Below are 22,509 nucleotides of genomic sequence, written 5' to 3' on the forward strand. Positions count from 1 at the left end.
AGTTGCAGCGCCGCTACTTTGAAGATCCCGTTGGAAGATGCCTCGCAACTCGACCGCCCTCGTCTCGAACGGGGCGGGCAGGGGCGGTCGTCCTCTCGTGCGGTAGGCGTTGTGCTGTCCGTGCCTAACACGAAGGGCTCGGCATTCGCCGGACCCTGCTGCCGGACCTCACTGAGCGACCGGGCCTACCCTGAAAGGTTCCAGGAGCCTGGAAGGTGGAGTTCGGGCATGGTCAGTGAAGTGATGGTCTCCTGATACGACCTACTGTGGGCGGTCAGGGACGAGTCGGTCGCCGGTCCGGGAGCAGGGAGAGGTGGTCTTCGCTGACCAGGCCGAAGCGAAGGGCGGTGTCCACGACGGCAGCGCGCTTCCCGTCCTGCCTCTCTTCCTCGTACGGCTGCCGCACGCGTAGCTTCCGTTCGGCCAGATAGTCGATATGGAAGTTGACGGCGCGGAGGGAGAGGCTCCGGTCAGGAAGATCAGCCAGCCGCTCCGAGATCTGACGGGACGTCGGTAGCGCCGTTGACGACTCATCGCGCAATCGCGGCTCGCACAACGCGACCAAGACAAGAAAGTAGGTCGCCCGTTCGTCCAAGGAGAAGGCCGAGACGGTGGAGGAGCCGTCCGGCTCGATCATGTCGTGTTCGTCTGGATCCAGATAGAGATGCTGAGATGCGAACACTTGGAACGAATTCGCCGGTCCGTCGGTGGAAAGAACGACACGGGAGAACTCGAACGGCACCGGACAGGCGGCTCGCCGTGGCGCGACGCGGAGATACTCACCCGCCCCTTCGGGGTTCTCCACCACATAGGTTCGATCGGTGCTGAAGTTGCTCAAGCGCCAATGGTCATCGACCGCGAGTATTTCTCCGGCCAGCCGCGGTACGGTGGGATTATCCAGATGGAGACCGACATTGTGACATGGCGTGCCGCGGCCGAAACTGAGCGTATCGCCTGGTGCCAGCTCCTTGCGGACGGCCTCATGGTGAGGAACGGCGGGCAGGTACACCAGAACGCCTGACATGTCGTCACCTCGGAGAGAGCAGTGCGATGAGGATCGCTGGAGACGGTACACGGCCGCGCTCGGCCGGCGAAGGCTGCCGTTTTCGATCGTCGAGGCCGTGCGTAGGTTAACAGGATCGGGTATCGCGGCCGGCGCACGCTGGTTTCGTCGTCCCATCGACGAGCGCCGGACCACCACTGACCGCACTATGCGCCGCGACAGGCGGTTCAACGCTTTCCCCGAGACCGGGCCGAGTTCCCCCGATCGCGGCCGGTCGGATTCCAAGCGCGCCGACCGACGGGCACGGCCCCCCGCTCGTCCCGGCCCTGACCGGTGGCGACCGCGATGACGTCACCCAGTTGATGCCGCCGCCGGAGGCGTTGCCGCCCGACCTTTCACTTCGGTTCAGGCAGGCCCTATGAGGGGGTTGTTGGAGATCGCGTGCCCAGGGGCGTGTTGATCTGTGTGCCGTGCACTCTCTTCTGGCAGCGGAACCGGCTTTCCCTGACACGGTCGGGGAAGGGGATGCCTTCTGTCTGTGGGCGGTGCTCCTACCCGATTTGCGGTGAGTTGAGCGGCGGCATCCGGCGTCGCGACAGTACTGCCTGGCGCCGTGCGGCCCGGTACTCCTCGCTGTGGCGTCATAGGGCGGGGCGCCTGTGCCCATCACGCTGTCTGTCGCCCAGGTTGACGGGACTCCGTACCTCAACGCCTCCGCCCCGACCCTCGCCGTGACGATCGGGCTCGCGGTGGCCATCGACCACTCGCTTGCATCCTGCACGCCCAGGGGGGCGACGCGCGCGTCGAGAGCCGGTGCGCGATCGCGCCGCCTTGCGCGACGGCGTCGTCGACAGCGTCGTCATTGCGGAGAGTGAGACCCACCATCGCGCGAGATGGTGCGGGGGCCGGCCGTGCGTCGGGGCCGGCCCCCATGTTCCGGCGGGTCATGTGCTGTGGCGGTCGAGGGCCAGGCGTAGTTGTAGGGCCAGCACCTTGGAGTAGGCGCGGGCCATCTGGAAGTTGCCGGCGGTGCACCACAGTCCCGGCTGCGCGGTGGGACGCCACATGTTGCGGAGTTCGCCCTCGTCGTCGTAGCCCCAGATCGGGCCCACGGCCTCGGCGACCGCGTCGCCCATGAGGCGCCGCACGTTCTCCTGCTGCGGGTGGTAGCCCGTGGCGAGGACGACGAGGTCGGCGTCCAGCACGGTGCCGTCCCTCATCCGGAGGCCTTCCTTGACGAAGCGGTCGGTGTCCGCGAACTGCACGAGGCCGACCGCGCCGGAGATGATCAGCTCGGAGCAGCCGACGTCGAGGTAGTAGCCTCCGCCGCGGCGCATGAACTTCATCTGCTGGCCGGTGCCGTCCTCGCCGTAGTCGGTGCGGAAGCCCGCCCTCTCCAGCCCGGCGATGAGGTCGGCGTCCATCTCCTTCATCGCCGCGGTCAGCGCCTTGCTCCCGGTCACCAGGTCCGGGTAGGGGACCGACATCCCGATCAGGTCGCTGTCCTCCAGCGTCGGGGCCGTGAGATAGGACGCGTCCGCGGCGGCGGCACTGGGGTCGACGCTGATGACGGTGGTGGAGCTGCGCTGCACCATGGTGACGGACGTGCCGTTGGCGTGCAGATCCTGGGCGATGTCGTGGGCGCTGTTGCCGGTCCCGATGATGATCGCCCGCTCGCCGGCGTGGTCGGCGCCGCCCGTGTAGTCGGCGGAGTGCAGGACCTGGCCGCCGAAGTCGGCGAGGCCGGGCAGGTCCGGCCGGTACGGGATGCCGCTCACCCCGGTGGCGAGGACGATGTGCCGCGGGCGCAGGACCCGGTGCCCGCCGTCCCCGCGGCGGATCCGGGCCTCCCAGGTTCCGGTGGCCGCGTCGTAGGCGCCGTGCTCGAACGTCGACGACCCCCAGAAGTTGATCTCCATGGCCTCGACGTACGCCTCGAACCATCCGGCGAGCTTGTCCTTGGGGACGAACACCGGCCACGTCGGCGGGAACGGCATGTACGGCAGGTCGTTCAGCCAGACGGCGTTGTGCAGGGTGAGCGCGTGGTAGCGCTTGCGCCAGTTGTCCCCGGGGCGCTCGTGGCTGTCGACGACGAGCGTGTCCACGTCGAGGTGGCCGAGCCTGGCGGCGAGGGCGAGGCCGCTCTGCCCGCCCCCGACGATGAGGACGTCGGGGTCGCGGTCGGCGTAGGCCACCGCCGCGCGGCGCCGGTCGAGCCAGTTCGGGCCGCCGAACTTGGAGGAGTCGGCCTGGCCGGTCGGACGGTGCTCGCCCGTCGGCTCCGGACGGCCGGCGATCTCGTCCAGGGTGGTGAACAGGTTGCGTGCGAGGTACCGGCCGTCCGGTCCGGGCACGAGCCTGACCACACCGATCCCGCGCCCGAGTTCGAGGTCGAACTCGAAGATCGCCTCGACGCAGGGGATGCCGTTCCGCTCCACCTCGCGTGGCGGTGTCCGCCCGGCGGCCAGGCGGAAGTTCGCCGCCTTGGCCCGAGGTCCGCGGGCGGACAGTTCGGCGACGGCGCGCTCGTGCGAGAACGTTCTGAGGTCGCCGGTGAACGATACGACGTCTCGCCAGTAGCACTCCGGGCCGAAGAGCCCGGACAGGTCGCCTCGGCTTTCGAGCGCCTCACCGAAACGGGTGAGCCAGTCCGTCGCGATGGTCGTGGTCATGTCTGCCTCCGGAGCGCCGGTTCAGGGGATGAGGGAGAGATCGCGCAGCATCGCGAGGTTCTCGAGGAAGCTCACATGCGTGTCGACGCAGTCGCCGAAGCCCGCTTGGCGGATCTTGATGGTGCTCTGCACCATGTCGTCGCCGGTGGCGAACCAGGCGTCGACGAACGGCCAGGACGCGATCCGGGCCAGGGGGGTGGGCCGCAGCCCGTTCTCCCGGACGATCGCGTCCCACACCGGGCCCTTGTCGGCCATCTGCTCCGCGAGCGACATCGGCTGCGGCGGGGCGGTCGGCGTGCCGAAGAAGTCCGCGATCTCCGGCCAGAGGTGCTGCCAGCGGAAGTTGTCGCCGTTGGTCACGTTGAAGACCTCGTTCCGCGCCGCGGGGGACCGCAGCGCCCAGGCGGTGGCGCGTGCCACGACGCGGGCGTCGGTCGCCTGGTGGAGCGCGCCCCACGCCGCCGGGGTGCCGGGAAAGCGCAGCGGGACGCCCAGGTGGCGGCAGACGCTGGCATAGACCGCGAGGCCGGTCAGCATGTTCATGGGCGAGCCGAGGCTCGGGCCGATCACCGCGTCCGGGCGCAGCACCGTCCAGGTGTATCCCGCGCGGGCGGCGTCGGCGAAGAGGAGGTCCTCCTGGTCGTTGTAGAAGATCGGCCCGAGGAAGCGGGGATCGGACTCCTTCGCCGGGGTCTTGTACCCGCCGAGATGCTCCCCGTAGGACTTCCCGCCGCCGATGAGCACCACGTGCCGCAGCCGGGACGGCGAGCCGTCCACGGCGTCGAGCAGGTTCCGCAGCATCGCGACGTTCGGGCCGACGGTGGCGGCCATGGTCTCCCGCTCGATGTAGGCGGCGTAGACGACCGCGGTGATGTCGGAGCGGGCGGCGAGAGCGGCGCGGACCGCCGGCGCGTCGAGCAGGTCCACCTGGAGGTGGTCGCCGACCGCAGGACCGTCCGGCGGTCCGACCGGGCCGCGCCGCGCGACCGTGGCGACACGCCGGCCCGACTCCAGGAGGGCGCGGACGGCGGCGGCGCCGACCACGCCGTGGGCTCCGGCGACGAGGACGGTACCGTCCTCGGCCGGCAGATCCTCGTTGGTCATCGTCTTGTCCTTTCGGTTCTCTGATCGCCGTATCGGGGCCTGTCGGAGGGGGTCTGGGGATCCGTACCGGTCACGCGGCCGTCCCCGGCGCGGGCCTGCCGTGGACGCGCAGCCGGTCGACCGCGACGGCCAGCACGATCACGGCGCCCTGGATGATCTGCTGGTAGAAGCTGGACACGTCGAGCAGCGTCATGCCGTTCACCAGCACCCCGATGATCGCCGCGCCCAGCAGGGTGCCGACCAGCGAGCCCTTCCCGCCCATGAGGGACGTGCCGCCGAGGACGACGGCCGCGATCGCCGACAGCTCGTAGCCGGTGCCGAGGTCGGGCACCGCGCTCTGCAGCCGCGCCGAGGCGATGACACCGCCGATGCCCGCGCAGAGTCCGGAGATGACGTACACGCAGGTCAGCACCCGCTGCACGGGGATGCCCGCCAGCCGTGCCGCCTCGGCGTTGCCGCCGACCGCGTGGACCCAGCGGCCGAACACCGTGCGGTTGAGCAGGTACCAGCCCGCGGCGAAGACCAGCACCATGATCACGACGGGGACGGGCACGCCGAGGACCGTTCCATTGCCGATCCACGCGTAGCCGAGGGTCGTGGAGAACAGGGTCTTGCCGCCGGTTCCGACGTAGGTCACGCCTCTCAGGTAGGTGAGGGCGGCGAGGGTGACGATGAACGCGTCGAGCCTGAGCCGGGCGACGAGGACGCCGTTCAGGGCGCCGATGAGCAGTCCCGCCGCGATCGCCGCCAGGACCGCGATCGCGGGCGGGAAGCCTTCGATGGCGGGCCACACCGCGAAGAGGGCGGTCACTCCGACGGCCGAGCCGACCGACAGGTCGATGCCGGCCGCCATGATGACGAACGTGAGGCCGGCGCCCAGGATCGCCGTGACGGAGATCTGCCGCGCCACGTCCAGGAGGTTGTCCACGGTGAGGAAGTGCGGTGCGGTGGCCGCGAAGACCAGGACGAGCGCGATGAGCGCGCCGGCCATGCCGGCCTGGTCGGCGGCCGGGGCGATGCCGCGCCGTATCCGGCCGCCGTGCGCGCGGCCGGCGGGGCGGGGGTCGCCGAGTGCGGTTGTCTGCTTCACGGGTTCACCTCGCTGACTGTCGCCCGGTCGCCGGTGACGCCGGTGGCGTGGCGGATGACGTTCTCCTCGGTCTTGGCGGGTCCCGCGAGCTCGGCGACGATCTCGCCGCGCCGCATGACGAGGACCCGGTCGGACAGGCCGAGCACCTCCGGCAGCTCGGAGGAGATCAGCAGCACGCTGACGCCGCGCCGCGTGATGTCGCCGATGAGCGCGTAGATGTCGGCCTTCGCGCCGATGTCGACGCCGCGGGTCGGCTCGTCCAGGATGAGGACCGAGGGGTCGCGGGCGAGGCAGCGCGCGAGGAGCACCTTCTGCTGGTTGCCGCCCGAGAGGTGCCCGACGGGCTGCGCGAGCCCGGTCGCCCGGACGCGCATCGCCTCGGCCAGCGGCCGCGCGGCCGCGCGCATGCTCGCCGGGCTGGTCCTGCCGAGGGCGCGGCGCCCCCGCGGGGTCCCGGCGCAGATGTTGTCGGCGATCGACATCCGCGGGAACAGCCCCTGCTCCTTGCGGCTCTCGGGAAGCATCACGATCCCGGCCGCGAGCGCGCCGTGCAGCCCGCCGCGTGCCACGGTCGTGCCGTCGACGGTCACCGTGCCGCCGTCCGCGCGGTCGGCGCCGGCGATCAGGCGGCCGAGTTCGCTGCGGCCGGCCCCGACGATCCCGGCGAGCCCCACGACCTCTCCGGCCCGGATCTCGAACGAGGCGGGACGGACGTGCGGCGAGCGCAGCCCGGTGACGCGGAGCCTGATCCGGTCGCCGGCGGGTGCCCGGTCGTGCCGGTAGAGATCATGGACGGGCCGCCCGACCATGGAGGTGACGACGCGGTCCTCGGTCATCTCGGCGCGCGTCATGGAGTCGGCGACCACGCCGTCCCGCAGGACGGTGACGCGGTCGGCGATACGGGAGATCTCCTCCATCCGGTGGCTGATGTAGAGCAGCGCCAGGCCCTCGGCCCGGAGGTCCTCGACCGTGTCGAGCAGCAGGTCGGCCTCTTTCTGGGACAGTGCCGCCGTGGGCTCGTCCAGCACCAGGACCCGCGGGTGCTCGCCCAGGGCCCGGGCGATCTCGACGAGTTGCCGGCGGCCGGCGCTGAGCCGGGCCACCCGGACGTCCGGGTCGAGCGCGGCGCCGATCCGGCCGAGGGCGTCGAGCGCCATCGCCCGCGCCCGGCGGCGGTCGAGCCGGCCGGTCCGGCGGCGCGGCTCGCGGCCGAGCAGCAGGTTGTCGGCGACGGTGAGTTCCGGCACCAGGCTCAACTCCTGGTGGACGACCGCGAGCCCGTGCCGCCTGGCGTCGCGGGGCCCGGTCAGGGTCACCGGGGCGCCGTTCAGGACGATCTCGCCGCGGTCGGCTCGCTCGATACCCGCGAGGATCTTGATCAGGGTGGACTTGCCGGCGCCGTTCTCGCCGGCCAGCACGTGCACTCGCCCCGGTTCGAGGGCGAGCGAGACGCCCCGCAGGACGGGGTTGCCGTGGTACGACTTCTCGATTCCGGTCAGGCGGGCGATGCCGCCTTCCGGTGGCCCGGCGGCGCTCATCCCCAGCTCTCGTAGTCGTCGAGGGTGTCGGAGTTGACGAGGAATGTCGGGATCAGCTTGGGGCCCGGGTCCACCTTCTCCCCGCGGGCCAGCCTGACCGCCAGGTCGAGTCCGGAGCGGCCGAGCTCGCGCGGGTTCTGGCCGGCCGTCCCGATGATCGGGCCGCGGCCGATGAGGTCGGTGAGCTGGCGCGCCCCGTCCACTCCGACGATCTTCACATCGGCCTTGCGCTGCCCGGCGGCCAGCGCGATGCCGACCGCCGTCGGGTCGTTCACGCCGAAGAAGCCGTCCACGTCCGGGTGGGCGGTGAGGATGTCGCCGGCGACCTTCATGCTCTTGTCACGGGTCAGGTCGGCCCGCTGGCTGGCGACGACGGTGATCCCGGGGTTGGCGGCGATGGCCTGCTTGCAGCCCTTCATCCGGTCGGCGATGGCCGAGACGGCGGAGCCGTCGACGATCGCGAGCGTGCCGCGCCCGCCGAGCCGGCTGATCAGGTACTTGCACGCTTCCCGGCCGGCCTGGACGTTGTCGCTGGTCACGGTCGCGTCGGCACCCGCCGCGGCGACGTCGACGGCGACCACCGGGATCTTCGCCTGCTTGGCGCGCAGCACCGCGGGGCCGATGCCGTCGGAGTCGACGGCGTCGACGATGATCGCGTCGACCCGCTGCCGGACGAAGGTGTCGATCTTGTCGGTCTGCGCGCTGACGTCCGCGTTGGCGTACTGGACGGAGACCTTGACGCCGCGGGCGTTCGCGGCCTCCTGGATGGCCTTGCCCTCGGCGAGGAAGAAGGGGTTGGACGCCGCGTTGAGCACGACGCCGATCGACGTCTTCCCGTCGGTGCCCGCCTCGGACGCGGCGCAGGCGGCCGGAGCGAGGACGGCGGCGCCCGCCGCGGCGTATGCGATGATCTTGGTGAGGCGGCCGGGGTGGTTAACTGCCTTCATGGATTGTCCTCATCGGGGTTAGACGACCGGCGTGACGCCGCCGTCGACGCAGAAGTTCGCGCCGGAGACGAAGCCGGCCTGGTCGGAGGCGAGGTAGGTGACCAGCGAGGCCACCTCGTCGACCGTGCCGAGCCGGCCGGCCGGAATGCGGTTGAGCTCCACGTAGCGGGTGAGCGCCGTCTCCCTGTCCACTCCGAACTCCTCGGCGAGCGAGTCCGCCAGCCCGCCGGGACGGTCGTACAGCGGAGTCCGGATGAAGGCCGGCGACACGACGTTCGAGCGGATGCCGGCGGGGGTGAACTCGGCCGCGAGGACCTTGGACAGCATCAGCACCCCGGCCTTGGAGACGCTGTAGTCGGGCAGGCGCGGGTTGGGCATGCGCGCGGCCTCCGACGCGATGTGGACGAGCACGCCGCCACCGCCTTCGAGCATGGCCGGGATGACCGCGCGAGCGGTCCGGACGTACCCGAGCAGGTTGAGTTCCAGCGTCGAGGTCCAGTCCGCGTCGGTCGTCGCGAGGAAGCCGGGCCGGACCGCGGCGGCGCCGGCGTTGTTCACCAGGATGTCGATCCGGCCGAACGCCTCGGTCGTCGCCGCGACCAGCGCCGGCGCGGCGTCCGCGTCGCGCAGGTCCGCTTCGACGGGCAGGATCCGGTCGGGGCCGCCGAGTTCGCGGAGGGCGTCGACGCGGAGATCGGCCCCCGCGACGAGTGCGCCCGCCGCGTGCAGGTGGCGGGCGCAGGCCAGTCCGATGCCGCTGCCCGCGCCCGTCACGACGGCCACACGTCCCGTCAGGCCCTGGTTCATGTGTCGCCTCCTTCCCACAGGTCACTCGGTGCGGGCGAGGCCTCACATTCTCATAAGGCGAACGGGATGTCTAGAGAGTGGGAATTTGTTACCCGAAGTCGACCGGGTTCGCGTCCGCCACCTCCGAGCCGAAGGCGCGGGAGATCTCCCGGCCCGCCTCGATCAGCGCCTCCCTCCAGGCGGCCGAGTCCGGCCCGAGGATCGACTCGCGCACCCCGCTGATCGACAGCGCTCCGCGCACCCTGCCGCGGTAGTCGGTGATGGGCACGCCGAGGGCGGCCACCCCGGGCGTGACGTCCTGGTCGCTGATGGAGATCCCGCCCGCCCGCGTGGCGGCCAGGACCCGGCGCAGGTCACCGGGCTCGACGGGCGTCGAGGGCGTGTACCGCCGCAGCGGCGCGTTGCGCTCGATGTAGGCGTCCCACTCCTCCTCGCCGAGGTGGGCGAGGATGGCGCGCATCCCCGCTCCGGCGTGCAGCGGGAGGGTGCCGCCCAGCTGGAGCGCGAGCGACTGCACGCGCTTGCCGGGGATGCGCTCGATGCATACCGCCTCGTCGCGCCGCGGCACGCTGAGGAAGACCGTCTCGCCCGTCAGGTCGTGGATGCGCTCCATCGCCGGCCGGGCGAACGTCCGCTCGTCGAAGCGCGCGACCACGGCGGTCGCCAGGGGCAGCAGCTTGAATCCGAGGCGGTACTTGCCCCGGCGGCTGCCCGGCTCGACCAGCCCCTCGGCCTGCAGGCTCGACAGCAGCCGGTAGATCGAGCTGCGCGGTTCGCCGATCGCGTCCGCGATCTCGGTCGCGGAGGACTCTCCGTTGGCCAGGTGGTCCAGCAGTCCGGACACCTTGCGCACCAGCATGAGGTTGTTTTCAGTCGCCACCCGCCAAAGTTATCGCTCAGCGGACAGAGCGTCCAACGATTTCGTCTCGTTGTATGGACAGGCTGTCCACTGAATAGTACTTTCGGCCGCATGGTAGACCAGACACAGGCGCCCATCGCGGCGGATCACCAGCTCGTGGAGCTGATCCGGGAACGGGCGCTCTTCGCCCGCCTGGAGACGGTCCGGCTCATCTCCATAGCCAAGACCGGCCACTACGCCTCGGGGTTCTCGTGCGCCGAGATCCTCGCCACCCTCTACTACGGCGTCATGAACCTGCGGCGCGGCGAACCCGACTGGCCCGACCGCGACCGGTTCCTGTTCGGCAAGGGGCACGCCGCCGCGACCCTGTACCCGCTGCTCGCCGACTGGGGCTTCTTCGACCCGTCCGAGCTGGACGGCTACACGCGCCTCGGCAGCGCCTTCGGCGACCACCCCGACATGACACGGATCCCGGGCGTCGACTTCAGCAGCGGATCGCTCGGGCACGCCCTGTCCACCGGCACCGGGATGGCGCTCGGCCTGCGCATGCAGAAGCGCCCGTCGAACGTGTACGTCCTGCTCGGCGACGGTGAGCTGCACGAGGGGCAGATCTGGGAGGCGGCGCTCGGCGCGGCCCACCACCGCGTGTCCAACCTCGTGGCGATCATCGACCGGAACGGGTACTCGCTGGACGGCCGGGTCGACGACGTCACCGGCATCGAGCCGCTCGCCGACAAGTGGCGGGCGTTCGGCTGGGAGGTCCACGAGGTGGACGGACACGACGCCGGGGCACTGCTCACCCTGCTCCGCTCCGTGGCCGCGGACCCGGACCGCACCCGCCCCGCGGCCGTGATCGCCCACACCGTCAAGGGCAAGGGGATCTCCTACATGGAACGCGACTTCGGCTGGCACCTCGGCTGGCTCGCCGAGCAGGACGAGATCGACGCCGTCAACGAACTGAGGAGCGCCCGATGACCGCCGCCCCCGCCCTGCGACCGGAGTCCTGGCAGCTCACGGACCTGCTGGACCGCGCACCCGGCCTGCACGTCCTGGCCGGGACGCTGGCCGACCTCGTGGACGAGGGGCATCCCGTCGTCGTCGGCACCGCCGACCTCAAGTACTCCAACGGCCTGGTCCGCTTCCAGGAGCGGCACCCCGAGCGGTACGTGCAGTTCGGCATCTCCGAGCAGCACATGGTCTCGACCGCGGCCGGCCTCGCCGCCTCCGGGCTCCAGCCGTACGTCGCGACCTTCGCCTCCTTCCTCGCGCTGCTGGCGTGCGAGCAGATCCGCACCGACACCGCGTACACGCGGCTGCCGGTCCGGCTGATCGGCCACCATGCCGGGATCACCCTCGGCTTCTACGGCACGTCCCACCACGCGACCGAGGATCTGGCGATCATGCGGAGCATCGCGGGACTCACCGTCATCGCGCCGGCGGACGCCGCGCAACTCGCGTCCGCCCTCCGCGCCGCCACGGCGTGCCCGGGACCGGTCTACTTCCGCATCGGGCGCGGCCAGGAACCCGACGTGTACGAGAGGGCCGATCCGCGATTCGAGATCGGCAAGGCGATCGCGCACGGCGGCGGAGACGATCTGACCATTATCGCGACGGGATCGATGGTGCACCCGGCGCTCGGCGCCGCGGCGAAGCTGAACGCCGCCGGAGTGTCCGCGGGCGTCCTCGACATGCACACGGTCAAACCCCTCGACGAGGCCGCCGTGCTGGACGCCGCGCGGCGGTCGGGGCTCCTGCTGACCGTGGAGGAGCACAGCGTGCTGGGCGGGCTCGGTGGCGCGGTCGCCGAGGCCGTCGCGGCGGCGGGACTCGGCGCGCGGGTCGTCCGGCACGGCATCGCCGACGAGTACGCGCTCATCGGCCCCCCGACGCACCTCTACCGCCACTACGGCCTGGACACCGAGGGGATCGAGGCCGCGGCGCTCCGAGCGCTCGGCAGGTAACGGCCGGGCCACGTGCCGGTCCGTGTGCGGCCTCGGAACCGGTGAGCGGCCGGGATCCGGCCGGGGGAAGAGGCCGACATGGCCCGGCATGATGGCCTGCCATGGCTGATCAGGGGGAGGGCGGGGGCCACGCGAGCGCCCCCGCCGCGCCGCGATCCTGGTGGTGGCGGCTCTGGGGAACGGTCCTCACCCTCGCGGTCGTCGATGCGGTGATCCTGCTGGTGGGCCCGCTGCTGTGGGCCGGAGGAAAGTGGAGCGCCGGAGCGCTGAAGCTCAGCCTGGTGATCATGGTCGGCGCCGACCTGATGCTGGCGGTCGCCATGGGATGGGGCCTGGCCCGGTCTGCTCGCCCCGGGACCCGTCCCCCGCGCACCTGAGCGGGGTCAGGACGGAGCGGTGATCACCATTTGTAGTCGAGGAACTTCCCGTCGAAGGTGACGACCACGCGGTCTCCGTCGGGGGACGGGCGCCGGGAGAAGTCGACGCGGAAGTTGATGGCGCTCATGATGCCGTCCCCGAACTCCTCATGGATGAGTTCCTTGAGGGCCGGTCCGTAGACCGAGAGCGCCTCGACGAAGCGGTAGATCGTGGGATCGGCCATCGTCGCCGGGTCGGTGCCGCGGGTCGGCTGGAGCGTGAGGCTCTCGGCGACCCGCTCGTCCAGTTCGAGGAGCTCGCAGACCCGCCGTGCCTGCTCCCGCGTCATCGGGTGCTGACCGAGCAGGGCCGCGGTCGTCCACACCGGCGGGGCGCCGAGCTGCTCGGCGATCCAGGCCCAGGACCGGCCGTGCCTCGTCCGTGCGGCGATGATCAGCGCAGCGGCCTCGGACTTGCTCATGACGGGGTCCATACCGGGCTCCTTCCCAGTGCGCGAGTGCCACCAGGCTTACCCGCGGGCCCGGTCGCCCGTGAAGGCCGAAACCAACTCTTCACAGCCCGGATACGTGGCGCCGGGCAATGAGACAGATGTGTTACGGCCATATGTCCGCGGGGGGATGCGGCCCGGCGCGGGCGGGTTAGTCGTCTGTCACAAAAAGGTTCCCGCTCGGTCACGGGCAGGAAATTCGCCCTGCTCAGGCTTGTGCGGGCGATCCGATTCAGCCCGTCACATCGGTGGAGGAGTTATCGCATGTCCTATGTGAATCCCACGGACTTCGTCCGCAAGATGATCGACGCCGGTGAGGCGAAGGTCTTCATGTCGGCCCGCGACACCGTGATCCGCGCCTACATGGCCGGTGCCATCCTCGCGCTGGCCGCGGCGTTCGCGGTCACGGTCACCGTGCAGACGGGCGAGCCCCTCGTGGGGGCGCTGCTCTTCCCGGTCGGGTTCTGCCTGCTCTACCTGATGGGCTTCGATCTGCTGACCGGGGTGTTCACCCTGGTCCCGCTGGCGCTGATCGACAAGCGTCCGGGGGTCCGCCTGCGCTCGGTCCTGCGGAACTGGGGGCTGGTCTTCGTCGGCAACTTCGCCGGCGCCCTCACCGTCGCGTTCATGATGGCGGTGATCCTCACCTACGCCTTCACCGTGGACCCGAACGAGGTCGGGCAGAAGATCGGCTCGATCGGCACCTCGCGGACGGTCGGTTACGCCGACCACGGCGCCGCCGGGATGCTGACGCTCTTCATCCGCGGCGTGCTGTGCAACTGGATGGTGTCGACCGGCGTCGTCGCCGCGATGATGTCGAGGTCGGTCTCCGGGAAGGTGATCGGGATGTGGATGCCCATCCTGGTCTTCTTCTACATGGGCTTCGAGCACTCGGTGGTGAACATGTTCCTGTTCCCGTCCGGCCTCATGCTGGGCGGGGACTTCTCGATCAGCGACTACTTCCTCTGGAACGAGATCCCCACGGTGATCGGCAACCTGGTCGGCGGGCCGCTCTTCGTCGGCCTCACGCTGTACGCGACCCACGCCCGCACCAGCAGGGAGCAGGACGCCCCGCTGCCCGCGGAGAAGAAGATCCAGGCCCCCGCCGAGCTGAGCGCATGACCCCCGACCGCAAGGACGCCCCTCCGGGCGGACGCGCGGGTCAGCGGCGGCGCAGCACCGCGACGGCCGCGCCGCCGAGCACGGCGGCCGCGCCGGCGATCCCGAACGCGGCGGTACGCCGGAGCGACAGCTCCAGCAGCGGGTCCCGCGCGTGCGCCCGGTCGTCGAACGGGCCGTGGGCGCCCCGGTCCTCGGCGTCGTCGCCGGGACGGAACAGGTTCGGGCCCAGCCGCGGGGTGTCCTGACCGGTCTGCTGCGACGTGACACCGGACCGGCCCAGGTACAGGTCCATGAACTTGGGGGCGATGCGTTCGCCGAGGATGGTGTAGGCGGTCGGCAGGCCCACCCACATGTTGCGGCGGGGATGCTCGGCCAGGTGCGCGATGGCGCGGCCGGCGAGTTCGGGCTGGAAGATCGGCGGCACGGGCATCGGGTGCCGGTCGAGCTTGTTCAGGTTCCAGGTGAACTGCGGCGTGTTCAAGCCGGGAAGCTGCACCATGCACAGCCTCACCTTGCTCTTGCTGTGGGCGAGCTCGGTCACCACCGACTCCGTGAAGCCCTTCACCGCGTGCTTGGCGGCGCAGTAGGGCGCCTGCAGCGGGATCGAACGGTAGGCCATCGCCGAGCCCACGTTGACGATGACGCCGCGGTCGCGGGGCCGCATCCGCTCCAGCGCGGCGAGCGTCCCATGGACCTGCCCGAGATAGGTCACGTCGTTGATCCGCCGCCATTCGTCCATGCCGGTGTCCCAGGAGAACGCCAGCGATCCGCAGAACGCCGCGTTGACCCAGACGTCGATGGCCCCGAGCTCCGCCTCCGTCCGGTCGGCGGCCCGCCGGACGGCCCGCTCGTCGGCGACGTCGGCCGCGACCGGCAGCGCGCGCCCCCCCCGCCGCGCGCACGTCCGCGGCCGCGGCCGCCAGCCCGGCCTCGCCGCGCGCCAGCACCGCGACGTCATATCCCCGGCCGGCGAGCTCGCGGACGGCGGCCCGACCGACACCGGCCGTGCCGCCCGTCACGACCGCGACCTTCCCACGCGCTTCACGAGCCATCGGTGGCCTCCTCGACCTGCGGATACACCTCGTTCTCCGCGGCAGCGTGACGACTCTTCGGCGGACTGCGGCACAGGCCGCGCCCCTAGTCGTGCTTGCGTCCGGGCAGGTTCTCGTACATCTCGGTGAGCTTCTGCCGGAAACCGCGCCGGGCGATGCCGACCTTCTGCGGGTCCTTGATGCCGGCCTTGACGGCCTTCTTGGCCTGCGTCTCCATGATGTGCGGCGGGATCGGCGCGATCTCGTTGTCCACGACGAACTCCAGCACGACGGGCCGGTCGCTGGACAGGGCCTCCCGCCACGCCGTGGTGACCTTCCTGGGGTCGTCGCAGTAGATGCCCTTCAGTCCGCACAGTTCCGCGTACTTCGCGTACGGGAAGTCCGGGATGGACTGCGAGCCCTCGTACTTCGGGTCGCCGCCCATGGCGCGCTGCTCCCAGGTGACCTGGTTGAGGTCCTGGTTGTTGAAGACGCAGAAGACCAGCGGCGGCGCGCCGCCCATCCGGTCGGCGTACCGCTTCACCGTGAGCATCTCGTTCATGCCGTTCATCTGGAACGCGCCGTCCCCGACGAACGCGATGACCGGGCGGTCCGGGAACGCGAACCGCGCGGCGATGGCGTACGGGACGCCCGGCCCCATCGTCGCGAGCGTCCCCGACAGCGACGCCTTCATGCCCTCGCGGATCTTGAGGTGGCGGGCCCACCAGTTCGTGCCCGAACCGGAGTCGGCGGTGAGGATGGAACCGTCCGGCAGCAGCGGCGACAGTTCGTGCGCGACCGCCTGCGGGTTGATCTTGCCGTCGAACGTCTGCCCGGCACGCTTCTCCATCACGGTGTTCCAGGAGCGGACGTTCTCCTCGATCCGCTCGCGCCAGGAGCGGTCCGGCTTGCGCCGCAGCAGCGGGATCAGCTCGCGGAGCGTCTCCCCGGCGTCGCCGACGACGTGCGCGTCCATCGGGTACCGGATGCCGATCATGCGGCCGTCGATGTCGATCTCGACGCCGCGGCAGCTGCCCTCGTCCGGCAGCCACTCCGCGTACGGGAAGCTGCTGCCGATCATGAACAGCACGTCGCAGTTCATGATCATCTCGTCGCTGGCCTTCGAGCCGAGAAGCCCGATCGGGCCGGTGACGAACGGCAGGTCGTCCGGCAGCACCTCGCGGCCGAGCAGCGCCTTGGCGACCCCGGCGCCGAGCAGGTCCGCGGCCTCGACGACCTCCTCGCGGGCGCCGGCGGCGCCCTGCCCGATGAGGATCGCGACCCTCTCGCCCTCGTTGAGGATGTCGGCGGCCTTGCGCAGCTCCTCGGGGTTCGGCAGCACGCGGGGCCTGCTCCAGCCGACGCTGGAGTAGACCGAGCCGTGCTCCTTGGGCGGCGACGGCATCGCGTCCGCCTCCTGGACGTCCTCGGGGATGATGATCGTGGCGACGCTCCGCGCGGTCAGCGCCGTCTTGAACGCCCGGTCGATCACGTGCCGCATCTGCCCGGGGTGCATGACGATCTGGCAGTACTCCGAGACGTCGGAGAACAGGTCCTCGAGGTTCACTTCCTGCTGGTAGTGGGTGCCCTGCGCGAGCCGCTTCTGCTGCCCGACGATCGCGACGACCGGCTGGTGGTCGAGCTTCGCGTCGTACAGGCCGTTCAGCAGATGGATCGCCCCCGGACCGGACGTCGCCACGCAGCAGCCGACCTCGCCGGTGAACTTCGCGTGGGCGCACGCCATGAACGCGGCCATCTCCTCGTGGCGCGTCTGGATGAACTCCGGCCTGCCCTCGGCGCGGTCGAACGCGCCCAGCATGCCGTTGATGCCGTCCCCCGGATATCGGTAGACCCGCTCGACCCCCCACTCGGTGAGGCGCTGGAGGACGTAGTCGGCTACCTGCTCGGCCATGATCTTCACCCGGTTCTCGTCGAGAACGTGGAGCCCGTGTCACCCCCGAGTCCCCGGGCAGCGGACCGTCAAACCGGATGGCCCGCCGCCGTTTCAGAGCTTCCGCCAGAGGTAGGAGAACGCCGCGTCGATGAGTCAGGGAGGGCGCGGGTGACCGGGGCGAACGACATCAGGGACGGGCCGGCCGTAGAAGGCGCCGTCCCCGTGACGGGCGTGCGGGTGCACGCGTTCACGGTCCCGACCGACGGCCCGGACGGGGTCGAGGAGGACGGCACGCTCCGCTGGGACTCGACCACGATGGTGCTCGTCGAGGCGGACGCGGGCGGGCGCACCGGGACGGGCTACACCTACGGCGACGTCTCGCTCGCACCCTTCGTCGAGTCGGCGCTCGCCCCGGTCGTCCGGGGCGCCGACGCGCTCGCGCCCGCCGCCGCGTGGCACGCCATGCTCGCGGCGATCCGCAACGCCGGGCGTCCCGGCGCCGGCGCCATGGCGGTGTCGGCGGTGGACGCGGCGCTGTGGGACCTGAAGGCGCGGCTGCTCGGCCTGCCGCTGTACCGGGCGCTGCCCGCGTTCCACGACGAGGTCCCCGTCTACGGCAGCGGCGGCTTCACGAACTACCCGCTCGACCGGCTCGCCCGCCAGCTCGTCGACTGGGTGGCGCGCGGCATCCCCCGGGTGAAGCTGAAGATCGCCCGCGAGCCCGGCCGCGACCCCGAGAGGCTCGCGGCGGTCCGGGAGGCGATCGGGGCGGGCGCCGAGCTGTTCGCCGACGCCAACGGCGCGCTGACCCGCAAGGACGCCCTGCACTGGGCGCACCGGCTGGCGGGGGAGTGGGACGTGCGGTGGTTCGAGGAGCCGGTGCCCTCCGACGACCCGGCCGGCCTGCGGCTGCTCCGCGACCGGGGCCCGGGACGGCTGGAGATCGCGGCCGGCGAGTACGGGTACGACCTCGGCGACTTCACCGGGCTGCTGGACGGCGCGGTCGACTGCCTGCAGGCCGACGCGACCCGCTGCGGCGGCGTCACGGGCGTCCTTCAGGTCGCCGGGCTCGCGGCTGCGCACCGCACCGACCTGTCCGCGCACTGCGCCCCCGCGCTGTCGGCGCACGCGTTCTGCGCCGTCGAGCGGCTCCGCCACCTGGAGTACTTCCACGACCACGTCCGCGTCGAGGACATCGTCTTCGACGGGACGCTCAGCCCGGCGGGCGGCTCGCTGCGCCCCGCCCCGGACCGTCCGGGCCTCGGCCTGGAGGTGAAGTGGGCGGACGCGGAGCCGTACCGGGTCCACGGCGCCCGCCGCTCCTGAGCACCGTGGCCGCACCGTCTGGACAGAACAGACCCGATCGGGAGGACCGTGCGAATGGCAGCGAAGACCCGACAGGTGCCGGACAGGAGCACCCCGTCGACGCCGGGGCCGCCGCGCGGTCGGACGACGATCCCGGTGGGGAAGCTCGCCAAGGCCCTGGCCGAGGCCGTCGAGGGGGAGGTGCGGTTCGACGACGGGTCCCGCGCCCTCTACGCCAACGACGCGTCGAACTTCCGCCAGGTGCCGATCGGCGTCGTCGTCCCGAAGACGTTGGACGACGTCGTCGCGGTGCACCGGATCTGCCGCGCGTTCGGCGCGCCGATCCTCAACCGCGGCGGCGGGACCAGCCTGTCGGGGGAGACCGTCAACTACGCGGTGGTCATCGACCACTCCAGGTACCTCACGAAGATCGGCGAGGTGGACCCCGGCGCGCGCACCGTCACCTGCGAGACCGGAGTGATCAACGAGGAGCTGAACCGCCACACCGGCCGGTGGAACCTGGTCTTCGGCCCCGACCCCTCCTCCCACTCGCGCTGCGTCATCGGCGGGAACATCGGCAACAACTCGTGCGGCATCCACTCGGTGCAGTCGCAGCTGTACGGGCCGGGCCCGCGGACGTCCGACAACCTGCGCGCGATGGAGATCGTCACCTACGGCGGCGACCGGTTCTGGGTCGGGACGGACGAGGAGGACCGGCTCGACGAGATCATCGCCGCCGGGGGCCGCAAGGGCGAGATCTACGCGCGGCTGCGCGACCTGCGCGACCGGTACGCCGACGCGATCCGCGCCGGGTACCCGCCGGTGGCGGAGATGCCGCGCCGCGTGTCGGGCTTCAACCTGGACGAGCTGCTGCCGGAGAACGGCTTCAACGTCGCCCGCGCGCTCACCGGCACCGAGAGCACGTGCGTCACCGTGCTGCGGGCCGTCCTGCTCCTGACGCCCGCGCTGCTGAAGCGCACCCTCGTCGTCGTCGAGTACGAGGAACTGCCCGACGCCGCCGAGCACTGCGAAGAGATCATCGAGAGGTTCCGTCCCATCGGGCTGGAGGCGCTCGACCGGCGGCTCGTCGAAAGCCAGCAGTCGCAGCACAAGAACGTCTCCGACATCGAGGAACTCCCCCGGCAAGGGGGTGGCGCGTGGCTGCTGGTGCAGTTCGGCGCCGACACCGCGGAGGAGTCGGTCGGGACGGCCGAGGCGTTCGTCCGCTGGCTGACCCGGGAACGCGGGTACGCGCGGGAAAGGGTGAAACTCGTCAAGAGCGCGCAAGAGGGCGGGCGGAGCGGTGAGCTGTGGGCGATCCGCGAGGCCGGGCTCGGGTCCACGGCCTTCCCTCCGGGCGGGGACCACTGGCCCGGCTGGGAGGACTCGGCCGTGCCGCCGTCCCGCATCGGCGACTACGTCCGGGCGCTGCGCCGCGTCATGGACCGGCACGGCATCGACGGCGCCATGTACGGGCACTTCGGGCAGGGCTGCATCCACTCGCGGATGAGCTTCGACCTCCGTACGGCCGAGGGGATCACGACCTACCGAGCGTTCATGGAGGAGGCGGCCGACCTCGTCGCGTCATTCGGCGGGTCGGTGTCGGGGGAGCACGGCGACGGGCAGCAGCGCGGCGAGCTGCTGGAACGCCAGTACGGGCCGGAGCTGGTGCAGGCGATGCGCGAGTTCAAGCGGATCTGGGACCCGGACGGCAAGATGAACCCCGGCAAGGTCGTCGACGCCTACCGGCTCGACGAGGACCTGCGCCTCGGCACCGGCTACAACCCGCCGCGCCCGCGGGTGAGGTTCGCCTACCAGCAGGACGATGGCGACTTCGCCCACGCCGCGCTGCGCTGCGTCGGCATCGGTGAATGCCGTGTCCCGCGAGCGACGAACACCATGTGCCCCAGCTACCAGGTCACCCGCGAGGAGAAGCACACCACGCGCGGCCGGGCGCGGCTGCTGTTCGAGATGCTCCAGGGCGAGGTGATCACCGACGGATGGCAGTCCAAGGAGGTCGCCGAATCCCTTGACCTGTGCCTGGCCTGCAAAGGCTGCACCAACGACTGCCCCGTCAACGTCGACATCCCGACCTACAAGGCCGAGTTCCTGTACCACCACTACAAGTCGGCCCGGCGGTGGCGGCCCCGGTACGCGTACGCGTTCGGGTTCATCGACCAGGCCGCCCGGCTGGCGTCCCGGATGCCCGAACTCGCGAACGCCGCGACCCACACGCCCGGCCTGGCACGTCTGGCGAAACTGGTCGCCGGGATCGACCGGCGCCGCCCCCTGCCCCGCTTCGCGCCGATGACCCTGCAGCAGTGGTTCGACGAGCGCGGCGGCACCACCAACCCGCACGGCCGGCCGGTCGTGCTGTTCCCCGACACCTTCAACAACCACTTCCACACCGACGTCGGCGTGGCGTGCGTCGAGGCGATCGAGGCCGCCGGGTGGCGGGTCGTCATGCCCGAGGGCCACGTGTGCTGCGGCCGCCCCCTGTACGACTACGGCTTCCTCGACACCGCCGAACGCTACCTGCACAACGTGCTGGACGTGCTGCGCCCGCACGTCCGGGCCGGGACGCCGGTCGTCGGGATGGAGCCGAGCTGCCTCGCCGTCTTCAAGGACGAGCTGACCAAGCTCCTTCCCCACGACGACGACGCCGCTCGACTCGCCCGCAACTCGCATCATTTCGCCGAGTTCTTCGACCGCTACGACATCACGCCCCCGAAACTGCCAGGAGGCGGCCGAGCGCTGCTGTGGGGCCACTGCCACCAGCGCGCGACCGGCGGGACGAGCGCCGACGCCAGACTCCTGCAGCGGATGGGCCTGGACACCGACGACCTCAAGGGAGGGTGCTGCGGGCTCGCCGGATCCTGGGGATTCGAGACCGGCAAGTACGACATCTCGCTCGATTGCGGGGAACAGGCGCTCCTCCCCGCCGTCCGCGACGCCGACCAGGCGACGGCGATCGTGGCCAACGGCTTCTCGTGCACGACGCAGATCAAGGACTCCGCGACCGGACGCCGGGCCCTCCACATCGCCCAGCTCATGCAGCTTGCCCGCAGGCAGGGCGGCCACCCGGTCACCGAACGGCCGGAGAACGCGGGGCATCCCGGCAGGCCCGCCCCGCCGCTCCCGCGCCGCGTCATCCGCGTCGCCGCCGCTTTCGGGACCGCGGCATGCGCCGCCGCCGTCGCAACGCGCGCGATGTGCCGGATGCTGCGCGCGTGACCGGCGTGCGTTTCGGGCGAGGCTCAGCGGGCCCGCTCAGTCGTTCTCGCGTGGCTCGTAACGGACGCAGGTTCCGTAAGCCACATAGCCGACCTCGGTCACCACGCCCCTTCCGTGGCTGGTCACCCGAGGGACAGCGGTGAAACCCACCCCGACCACCGCATCCGGGTGCAGGTCCTGCACCGCGGCCGCCAGGTTCTCAAGAGCGATCTCAGCGCTCGCGCCGGACTCGCCGACCCGAATCTGCTCTGCCTCCACCCTGCGCTGATCGCCCGGGATGAAGTCCGTCGTGTACATCGGAGTACTCACAAGAAGATGCTGCCCACTGCCTACCCAAGGGGCCCTCAACGGTCGTCCACTCATTGGGAAACGCACCTGCCGACCAGGGCGCGAGGGGAGAGACTGCGTCCATGTCGCCGTCGATCACGCCCGGGCCGGTCACGTCGAGTTCCAGGCCGGCGGGACGGTCCTTCACGGCGTCACGCAGCGGGCCGACGATGGCCTCCGGTTCGCCGTAGGTCGCGCTCACCGGGAGGGTGAACACCATCGCCTTGCCGTCGCTGGAGGATCTCGTCGGTGGGCCCTCGTCCTCGCCGCCGTCCGGGGCCGCCCCTTCGGCGGGTACCGCTTGGCGAGGGTGTCGTAGTGGCGCTCGACCGTCGCGCGGTCGGCGTCGGTACGGCTGCGTGGCCCGGCCGGGAGTCCGGGCGGACCTCGGCCACCGTGCGGGCCGCGCGCTTGCGCAGCTCAGGGGGATAAGGGACGGACGTCGTCCTCGCAAGAAAACGAGCTTCCATCCGCCATGGGACGTTTCATGAACAGTCCCGAAAACACTGAAGTCAACAACTTAACGCTGGCGCAATAGGGGATTCTTAGGGGTTGCTTAGGGGGGCCATAGGGGTGGGTGATTGGCGCTTTATGTCCCTAATGTCGGCCGGGATGGACCTGCCGGCCCGACCGTGTCCACCGGACAGGGGAACGTGTCGGGCTCACTCCCGTAGTGGAACGAGCGTCCCCGTCAATGAGCTGATTCCAACTTCATCCGGCCTGGTGGTGCAGGGTGAGGATGGCCTGGAC

The 22,509-nt window shown here is 71.0% G+C and carries 17 protein-coding genes and 1 pseudogene; 6 read left to right on the top strand and 12 right to left on the bottom strand.

Annotated elements, in window-relative coordinates; translation table 11 throughout:
- Positions 1–274 precede the first annotated feature (274 nt).
- From ACIWVC_RS27995 to ACIWVC_RS28030, 8 genes are all read right to left on the bottom strand, one after another.
- The gene (locus ACIWVC_RS27995) at positions 275–1,024 is read right to left on the bottom strand and encodes a hypothetical protein (protein ID WP_396451144.1); all 750 of its coding nucleotides are present in this window, start codon (positions 1,022–1,024) and stop codon (positions 275–277) included.
- 923 nt (positions 1,025–1,947) lie between these two features.
- Positions 1,948–3,675 carry a flavin-containing monooxygenase gene (locus tag ACIWVC_RS28000; RefSeq protein ID WP_396451146.1) on the bottom strand — a complete coding sequence of 576 codons (1,728 nt, stop codon included), beginning with the start codon at positions 3,673–3,675 and terminating at the stop codon, positions 1,948–1,950.
- A gap of 21 nt (positions 3,676–3,696) precedes the next feature.
- Positions 3,697–4,779 carry an SDR family oxidoreductase gene (locus ACIWVC_RS28005; protein WP_396451148.1) on the bottom strand — a complete coding sequence of 361 codons (1,083 nt, stop codon included), beginning with the start codon at positions 4,777–4,779 and terminating at the stop codon, positions 3,697–3,699.
- A 70-nt stretch (positions 4,780–4,849) separates the two neighbouring features.
- Positions 4,850–5,869: an ABC transporter permease gene (locus tag ACIWVC_RS28010; protein ID WP_396451149.1), complete on the bottom strand. Its 1,020-nt coding sequence runs from the start codon at positions 5,867–5,869 to the stop codon at positions 4,850–4,852.
- Positions 5,866–7,407: a sugar ABC transporter ATP-binding protein gene (locus ACIWVC_RS28015; protein ID WP_396451151.1), complete on the bottom strand. Its 1,542-nt coding sequence runs from the start codon at positions 7,405–7,407 to the stop codon at positions 5,866–5,868. The genes ACIWVC_RS28010 and ACIWVC_RS28015 overlap by 4 nt, the downstream gene beginning before the upstream one ends.
- On the bottom strand, positions 7,404–8,354 hold the full coding sequence (locus tag ACIWVC_RS28020; protein WP_396451153.1) for a substrate-binding domain-containing protein: 951 nt from the start codon (positions 8,352–8,354) through the stop codon (positions 7,404–7,406). The genes ACIWVC_RS28015 and ACIWVC_RS28020 overlap by 4 nt, the downstream gene beginning before the upstream one ends.
- A gap of 18 nt (positions 8,355–8,372) precedes the next feature.
- Entirely contained in the window at positions 8,373–9,161 is a 789-nt protein-coding gene (locus ACIWVC_RS28025) for an SDR family NAD(P)-dependent oxidoreductase (RefSeq protein WP_396451155.1), read from the bottom strand.
- Between the two features lie 88 nt (positions 9,162–9,249).
- The gene (locus tag ACIWVC_RS28030) at positions 9,250–10,041 is read right to left on the bottom strand and encodes an IclR family transcriptional regulator (protein ID WP_396451157.1); all 792 of its coding nucleotides are present in this window, start codon (positions 10,039–10,041) and stop codon (positions 9,250–9,252) included.
- Positions 10,042–10,131: 90 nt separating this feature from the next.
- On the opposite strand from ACIWVC_RS28030, the gene ACIWVC_RS28035 reads away from it, so the two are divergent.
- The 3 genes from ACIWVC_RS28035 to ACIWVC_RS28045 all read left to right on the top strand — a co-directional run bounded on the left by ACIWVC_RS28035 (position 10,132) and on the right by ACIWVC_RS28045 (position 12,358).
- The gene (locus tag ACIWVC_RS28035; protein ID WP_396451158.1) at positions 10,132–10,995 is read left to right on the top strand and encodes a transketolase; all 864 of its coding nucleotides are present in this window, start codon (positions 10,132–10,134) and stop codon (positions 10,993–10,995) included.
- Positions 10,992–11,981 (top strand): transketolase family protein, encoded by a 990-nt coding sequence (locus tag ACIWVC_RS28040; RefSeq protein ID WP_396451160.1) that lies wholly within the window; start codon positions 10,992–10,994, stop codon positions 11,979–11,981. Before ACIWVC_RS28035 ends, ACIWVC_RS28040 begins: the two co-directional genes overlap by 4 nt.
- Before the next feature lie 101 nt (positions 11,982–12,082).
- Positions 12,083–12,358, top strand: a complete 276-nt coding sequence (locus ACIWVC_RS28045) for a hypothetical protein (protein ID WP_396451162.1) — start codon at positions 12,083–12,085, stop codon at positions 12,356–12,358.
- 23 nt (positions 12,359–12,381) lie between these two features.
- Here the strand turns inward: ACIWVC_RS28045 and cynS are convergent, their stop codons facing one another.
- Positions 12,382–12,831: a cyanase gene (cynS, locus tag ACIWVC_RS28050; protein ID WP_396451163.1), complete on the bottom strand. Its 450-nt coding sequence runs from the start codon at positions 12,829–12,831 to the stop codon at positions 12,382–12,384.
- Between the two features lie 279 nt (positions 12,832–13,110).
- Between cynS and ACIWVC_RS28055 the strand changes: the two genes are divergently transcribed.
- A complete protein-coding gene (locus tag ACIWVC_RS28055; RefSeq protein ID WP_396451165.1) occupies positions 13,111–13,968 on the top strand; it encodes a formate/nitrite transporter family protein in 858 nt (285 codons plus the stop codon).
- 40 nt (positions 13,969–14,008) lie between these two features.
- On the opposite strand, the pseudogene ACIWVC_RS28060 reads toward ACIWVC_RS28055, so the two are convergent.
- Together ACIWVC_RS28060 and ACIWVC_RS28065 are read right to left on the bottom strand one after the other, a co-directional pair.
- Positions 14,009–15,020, bottom strand: a pseudogene (locus ACIWVC_RS28060) (SDR family oxidoreductase).
- An 85-nt stretch (positions 15,021–15,105) separates the two neighbouring features.
- Positions 15,106–16,911, bottom strand: a complete 1,806-nt coding sequence (locus ACIWVC_RS28065) for a thiamine pyrophosphate-requiring protein (RefSeq protein WP_396451168.1) — start codon at positions 16,909–16,911, stop codon at positions 15,106–15,108.
- A gap of 150 nt (positions 16,912–17,061) precedes the next feature.
- On the opposite strand from ACIWVC_RS28065, the gene ACIWVC_RS28070 reads away from it, so the two are divergent.
- Both ACIWVC_RS28070 and ACIWVC_RS28075 read left to right on the top strand, forming a co-directional pair.
- Positions 17,062–18,219, top strand: a complete 1,158-nt coding sequence (locus ACIWVC_RS28070) for an enolase C-terminal domain-like protein (RefSeq protein WP_396451169.1) — start codon at positions 17,062–17,064, stop codon at positions 18,217–18,219.
- A 54-nt stretch (positions 18,220–18,273) separates the two neighbouring features.
- Positions 18,274–21,432, top strand: a complete 3,159-nt coding sequence (locus tag ACIWVC_RS28075) for an FAD-binding and (Fe-S)-binding domain-containing protein (protein ID WP_396451171.1) — start codon at positions 18,274–18,276, stop codon at positions 21,430–21,432.
- A 36-nt stretch (positions 21,433–21,468) separates the two neighbouring features.
- Here the strand turns inward: ACIWVC_RS28075 and ACIWVC_RS28080 are convergent, their stop codons facing one another.
- The gene (locus tag ACIWVC_RS28080; RefSeq protein ID WP_396451173.1) at positions 21,469–21,729 is read right to left on the bottom strand and encodes a hypothetical protein; all 261 of its coding nucleotides are present in this window, start codon (positions 21,727–21,729) and stop codon (positions 21,469–21,471) included.
- Positions 21,730–22,509: the final 780 nt, after the last annotated feature.

Origin of the sequence: Actinomadura sp., from assembly GCF_044508335.1 — a bacterium.
Lineage (GTDB): Bacteria > Actinomycetota > Actinomycetes > Streptosporangiales > Streptosporangiaceae > Spirillospora.